This is a genomic window from Bartonella sp. MM97QHHN (genome assembly GCF_042194285.1).
Taxonomy (GTDB): Bacteria; Pseudomonadota; Alphaproteobacteria; order Rhizobiales; family Rhizobiaceae; genus Bartonella.
Genome location: NZ_JBHIMS010000083.1, coordinates 1 through 5198, shown reverse-complemented (window position 1 = coordinate 5198; position 5198 = coordinate 1). Strand labels below are relative to the sequence as shown.

Annotated in this window: 5 protein-coding genes and 2 pseudogenes; all 7 read left to right on the top strand. The window is 42.6% G+C overall.

Annotated elements, in window-relative coordinates; translation table 11 throughout:
• Positions 1 to 1195: pseudogene (locus ACFIJW_RS06900) on the top strand (phage portal protein); the annotation flags it as partial.
• A 13-nt stretch (positions 1196 to 1208) separates the two neighbouring features.
• Positions 1209 to 2099 carry a hypothetical protein gene (locus ACFIJW_RS06895; RefSeq protein WP_375633745.1) on the top strand — a complete coding sequence of 297 codons (891 nt, stop codon included), beginning with the start codon at positions 1209 to 1211 and terminating at the stop codon, positions 2097 to 2099.
• An 88-nt stretch (positions 2100 to 2187) separates the two neighbouring features.
• On the top strand, positions 2188 to 3315 hold the full coding sequence (locus ACFIJW_RS06890; RefSeq protein WP_375633744.1) for a N4-gp56 family major capsid protein: 1128 nt from the start codon (positions 2188 to 2190) through the stop codon (positions 3313 to 3315).
• A gap of 18 nt (positions 3316 to 3333) precedes the next feature.
• The gene (locus ACFIJW_RS06885; RefSeq protein ID WP_375633743.1) at positions 3334 to 3714 is read left to right on the top strand and encodes a hypothetical protein; all 381 of its coding nucleotides are present in this window, start codon (positions 3334 to 3336) and stop codon (positions 3712 to 3714) included.
• Between the two features lie 11 nt (positions 3715 to 3725).
• Complete coding sequence (locus ACFIJW_RS06880) at positions 3726 to 4106, top strand: hypothetical protein (protein WP_375633742.1); 381 nt, start codon at positions 3726 to 3728, stop codon at positions 4104 to 4106.
• A gap of 11 nt (positions 4107 to 4117) precedes the next feature.
• Positions 4118 to 4825 (top strand): hypothetical protein, encoded by a 708-nt coding sequence (locus ACFIJW_RS06875; protein WP_273791513.1) that lies wholly within the window; start codon positions 4118 to 4120, stop codon positions 4823 to 4825.
• 1 nt (position 4826) lies between these two features.
• A pseudogene (locus tag ACFIJW_RS06870) lies at positions 4827 to 5198 on the top strand (hypothetical protein); the annotation flags it as partial.

Genomic DNA, 5198 nt, shown 5'->3' with positions numbered 1-5198 from the left:
TCGTGATTATAGCGAGGAAGAATTTAAGCAGCTCCAGTGCATGATGCCCGATATCCAAGGGGCAGCTTTCAATAAAAAGGTTGTAAGACGTGCTTTTTTAGGGAGAAAGTTGCTTGAATCCCCCGATCAACCCATGGTTCCAGCGGGTCAATTGGGTTGGGAGTGTATAACGGGGTATTTTGACAAGATAGAACGGCAATTTTATGGGGTTGTGCGTCCTACAAAAGACCCACAACGGTGGGCGAATAAGTACTTTAGTCAAGTTATGTATATCCTTAATAGCCAATCCAAAGGGGGGCTTATTGTCGAGGAAGGGGCATTTAAGGACATCAGGCAGGCTATGCAAGATTGGTCGCGGGCTGATGCGTTGCTAGTTGCTGAAGATGGCGCCCTTGCACAAGGAAAGATCCAACCCAAACCCGTAGCAGAATTTCCAACGGGGTTTTTCCAACTGTTTAATGAAGCTAAGGAAGCAATTAATCAGGTGACGGGTTTATCGCCCGAATTCATTGGCACAAGAGAAGTGACACAAGCGGGTATTTTGGAGGCACAACGACGCCAATCCAGTTTAAATCTGCTTGCTTGTCTATTTGATGGCTTGCGTTTGTACCGCAAGCGGCAAGGTAAGATTATTTTGCACTTGATACAGAATTACTTGTCCGATGGTCGTTTGGTACGGATATCTGGTGAGGAGAATGCGCAATATATTCCATTGACGCGTGAAGAAGTAACGAGTGTCGAGTATGACATTGTTGTTGATGATGCGCCAACCAGCCCGAATGAGAAAGAGCGCACCTTCGGTATCATCACACAACTGCTTCCATTGCTTCAAAATGCCATTACGCCGGATATTATGCTTGATCTACTTCGTTATTCTCCATTGCCTGCGTCATTACTCAATCGTGTCAGTGAGAAGTTCCAACAGCAACAAATGGCACAACAACAGCAGATGGACCCCGAGCAGGAAATGAAGTTGCAGGAAAAGCAACAAGACTTAGAGACGAAAGCACAGATGCATCAGATGGATTTGCAACAAAAGCAGATTGATCTTTTTGTGCATCAAGAGAGAGCAAAAACAGACGCAGAACTGATGAAGCAACGCTATGAGATTGAACGGCAGAAGCTTCTCAATGATCAGGCACATAATCAGATTATGCGAGAGCGAATAGCATTACACAGAGGTATGCATAGTTGAGAAAGGTGAAAGAATGAATGCAGAAATGAATGAAGCTATGAATGAAAATTACAGAGTTGGAGCACCGGTCTTTGATGATGAGAGCTCTTTTGATGCCGGCACTTATGATGGTGAAACGATTGATAATGATGATGTCACCTCTCCAGAGCCGGTTGTGCAGTCCGTTGAAAAGCCTTCAGAGATTGTTCCTAGCATAGAACAGCAGCGTATGGAGCAACAAGCTAAACAAGCTCGTGAAGCGCTTGTCAAGCTTTATGAACCCCAATCCCAGACGCCAATGGTTGAAGGTGAAAATGCACCCCCAGACCCTACACAAGACATTATTGGCTATATGAGTTGGATGGGAAAAAAGATTCGAGAGCAGGATGCGTATATTAGGGAACAGAAAGAAGCGCTAAGACAAGCTGAGGAACAGCAGCAGCATGATATACGTCTTGGTCAGTTTTTCAACAATTCTGTTAAGTCGTTTCAAAATAAATCCAGTGATTTTGGTGATGCGGCAAATTTTCTTTATGAGAAGCGTGCGAAGGAATTGAGTTCTTGGTCGTCACTTTATCCTGAGTATGCAGATCCAAACACAATTTCTGAGATCATAAGGAATGAATTGCGTACGATTGTAGCGACTTGTGCACAAAGAGATCTCAATCCGGCAGAAGAGATTTATAGAATAGCGCAAAATCTTGGCTATCAGAACCAAGGGGTTCAAGCGAATAATCAAGTAGCAGAACTTCAAAGCCGGCAGAATTCTGCGAGAACCTTAACAGCATCTGGAGGAGGGGGCGTGACGGGTCCTATGACCAAAGAGACACTTGCGAATATGTCAGAAAAAGAATTTAACGCGTGGATATCGAACCCGAAAAATGAAGCCCGTTTTTATGAAATTATGGGTGCAGACCCTGATTAGGCAATAAGTTTTACAACATAATCCGCCTTGATGCGGGTTTTCCACCGGCTTTAAGCCGGTTTTTTTACAGCAAAGAAAGGTGAAATCAATGGCAACAACACATATAGGAACCCATGATCCGCAATCGGTGAAATTGTGGTCACAGAAATTAAGCAATGAAGTTTTGAAAGCAACGAAAATAGCTCCCCTGATTGGCAAAAGTTCGAACAGCATTATCCAGCTTTACAACGAAACCCATAAGAGTGCAGGGGATAGCGTTACGTTTAGTCTGCTGGTCAATCTGTTTGGGGACGGTGTCACGCAAGGCGAAACCTTAGAGGGCAATGAAGAAGCGCTTCAATTTATGAATGATCGGTTGGTGATTAACGAGCTTTTACATGCAGCACGTGTAGCGAATGATGACTCGATTGACCAACAGAGAATTCTCCCCAATTTACGGAAAAAAGCCAAAGAAGGTTTAGTTCGTTGGTATGCCAATCGTTTAAGCATCATGTTCTTTCTTCAGGTATGTGGTTATACACCCCGTACGATCAATGTTGATGGTCGAGAAGTGTATATTAAGCCGGTTCATTATGGCTTTAATGAAATCATGGCACCAAGCAATGAACGTATTATCCGCCCAGATGGTAAAACAAAGGATGAAGATCTCAATGATAAAGCCAAACATAGCTTTAGTCTTAAATTGATTGATGAAGCGGTTAAACAAGCCAAACTTGCCAATCCGCAAATTTCTCCAGTCCATGTCAATGGTGATGATGTTTATGTTTTGTATTTGCATCCAACACAAGTCATGCAATTGCGAACCAATACAGCCGTTGGTGAGTGGTTAGATATTCAAAAATCGGTTTATGCAACCTCTCGTGCGAAAAACCCAATCTTTGATGGTTCACTAGGCATGTATAATGGCGTTATTTTACGTGAAGCGATACATGTCACCCATGGTGTTAACTCGACAAATAATACAGCGGTAAAGAGTGTGCGTCGTGCGGTTTTCTTAGGAGCCCAGAGTGCGGTTATAGGTTTTGGCAAGAATCACAGTGCAACGCATTACACACTCAAAGAAGAATATTTTGATTATGAACGTCAATTTGGTGTTGCAGCTAAAACATTGATAGGAATGAAGAAGACCCGTTTCAAAATGCCAAATAGCGCACAAACAGCCCAAGATTTTGGAACGATTGTCATTCCTACCTACAGCGGTGAAGCTGGTGCGTAATCATTAAGGGGATAAGACATGGCAGATCAATTACCACCTCCATTGCAGGGAAGAACTCTTCATACCCAACAGGTAAGTTTCTTACGTTTGAATATTTCGCATAAAGATAAGCATCTTACGGAAAAAATCGGAATTTTGCCTCGTGGCGCTTTGATCACTTCGATGAAGGCTTTTGTCAAGACCGCGTTTTCTGAGACAAAATTAAAGATAGGCAGCACCTATGGCGGCAATGAGTTCAGTGAAAAAGACATCAAAGCCCAAGGCACGCAAGATTTTACGCCAACAGATCAAAAGTCTTTTGTTGCAGATGATAAGGAGATGACCCTTTATGCAACACGGGATAAAACAACTGCGGCTGGTGAATGTATTGTGGTTGTGCAATTCGTAACAAATCATTGAGGGGATAAGACATGGCAGATTATTTACCACAGCCCTTGCAAGGGAGAAATCTTCATACCCAGCAGGTAAGCTTTTTGCGGCTTAATTTTAGCTATGAAGATAAAGAAAACGCTATGAGAATAGGCACGCTACCTCGTGGTGCTTTGATTACTTCAATTAAAGTGTTTGTTAAGACAGCATTTTCGGACACGAAGGTCAAAATAGGCAGCACTGCTGGCGGCAATGAGTTTGGTGAAGCAGAAATCAAACAACAGGCAGTAAAAGAGGTTAAGCCTACCAATCAGAAGGAGTTTATCCCTTATGATGAAGAACTTACTCTCTATGCCAAAGCGGACAAAACAGTACAAGCTGGGCAAGCAAGTATAGTCGTTGAATTCGTGACTAATCACTGAGAGGTATTTTGATGACACGTCATTATATTCGGGTTAAAACCGGAGGACCGATACCAGTAAAGCGAGATGTTTATCGTCATAAGAGAACACTTTCGCACTTAGTGTCGGTTATTCAAGATGAGATTGATGACATAGCCGATGAGTATGTTCATCAAATCCAAGAAAGCATTTTTGCAGCCATTCGTTTTTGTGAACGGGAGACCTTTTACTTTAACGAAAGCCGTGATGTGGTGTTTGAGACACGGGCGGGACAAGGTGTTTATGATGCAAGCACTACCCGCCCTATTGAAACAGCTGTTAAAATCAAAAACGTTTATCTAAGCTCTGATCAACATCATAAGTTTGCATTGGAGTGTAAGGACCATGTTTCTTTAGAGCCTTTGTTATCATCAGAGCAGCAAGGAACGCCGGTTTGTTACAGTTATTTTGATAGGAAATTACATCTTTATCCCACGCCGGATAGAGCCTATCAGATTCAACTAATTCTCTCTCCATTGCGTTTATCAGAGATAGATAGTGTCGATGAGGAGCACCCATGGTTTGTGCACGCGTTTGATTTGATTAAGGCGCGTGCAAAATACGAACTTTACAAGAATATCTTGAAAGACCCCGATTGTGCAACGGCAGCTTACAATGACTTTAACGAACAGTTGCATGAATTGCGTGCAGAGACGTCTCAACGTCATAACGTGACCAGAATAATACCAACGGATTTCTAATATGGTTTATTTTCCAGTAGCCGATTACAGACCAGATGTTGCGGTTGTCAACGGCAGCTTTACGGATAGCCTTGTGAATGTTTTACCAGCAGATGGCGGTTACATACCCATGCCTAGTGCAATGGTTGTTTCTAATCCTTTGGAAGAAAAGCCCTTGGGTTCAATCGCCTTTAGAAGTGGCAATGGTGTTAAGATAATCGTAGGAGGCAAGCAAAAGCTTTACAGTTATGATAGTCAAACCAAAGGTTGGAAGGACATTAGCCAAAGTGGTGTGACTTATCAAGCAAATGAAGAGAATAAATGGTCGTTTGCTCTTTTTAAAAACATGGTTATTGCGGTGAATAAAAATGATAAGCCGCAAGTTTTCAAGGTC

What these genes read in the sequence shown, in the direction of transcription:
- ACFIJW_RS06895 (WP_375633745.1), top strand. Translation starts at nt 1,209, where the DNA reads ATGAATGCAGAAATGAATGAAGCTATGAATGAAAATTACAGAGTTGGA.
- ACFIJW_RS06890 (WP_375633744.1), top strand. Translation starts at nt 2,188, where the DNA reads ATGGCAACAACACATATAGGAACCCATGATCCGCAATCGGTGAAATTG.
- ACFIJW_RS06885 (WP_375633743.1), top strand. Translation starts at nt 3,334, where the DNA reads ATGGCAGATCAATTACCACCTCCATTGCAGGGAAGAACTCTTCATACC.
- ACFIJW_RS06880 (WP_375633742.1), top strand. Translation starts at nt 3,726, where the DNA reads ATGGCAGATTATTTACCACAGCCCTTGCAAGGGAGAAATCTTCATACC.
- ACFIJW_RS06875 (WP_273791513.1), top strand. Translation starts at nt 4,118, where the DNA reads ATGACACGTCATTATATTCGGGTTAAAACCGGAGGACCGATACCAGTA.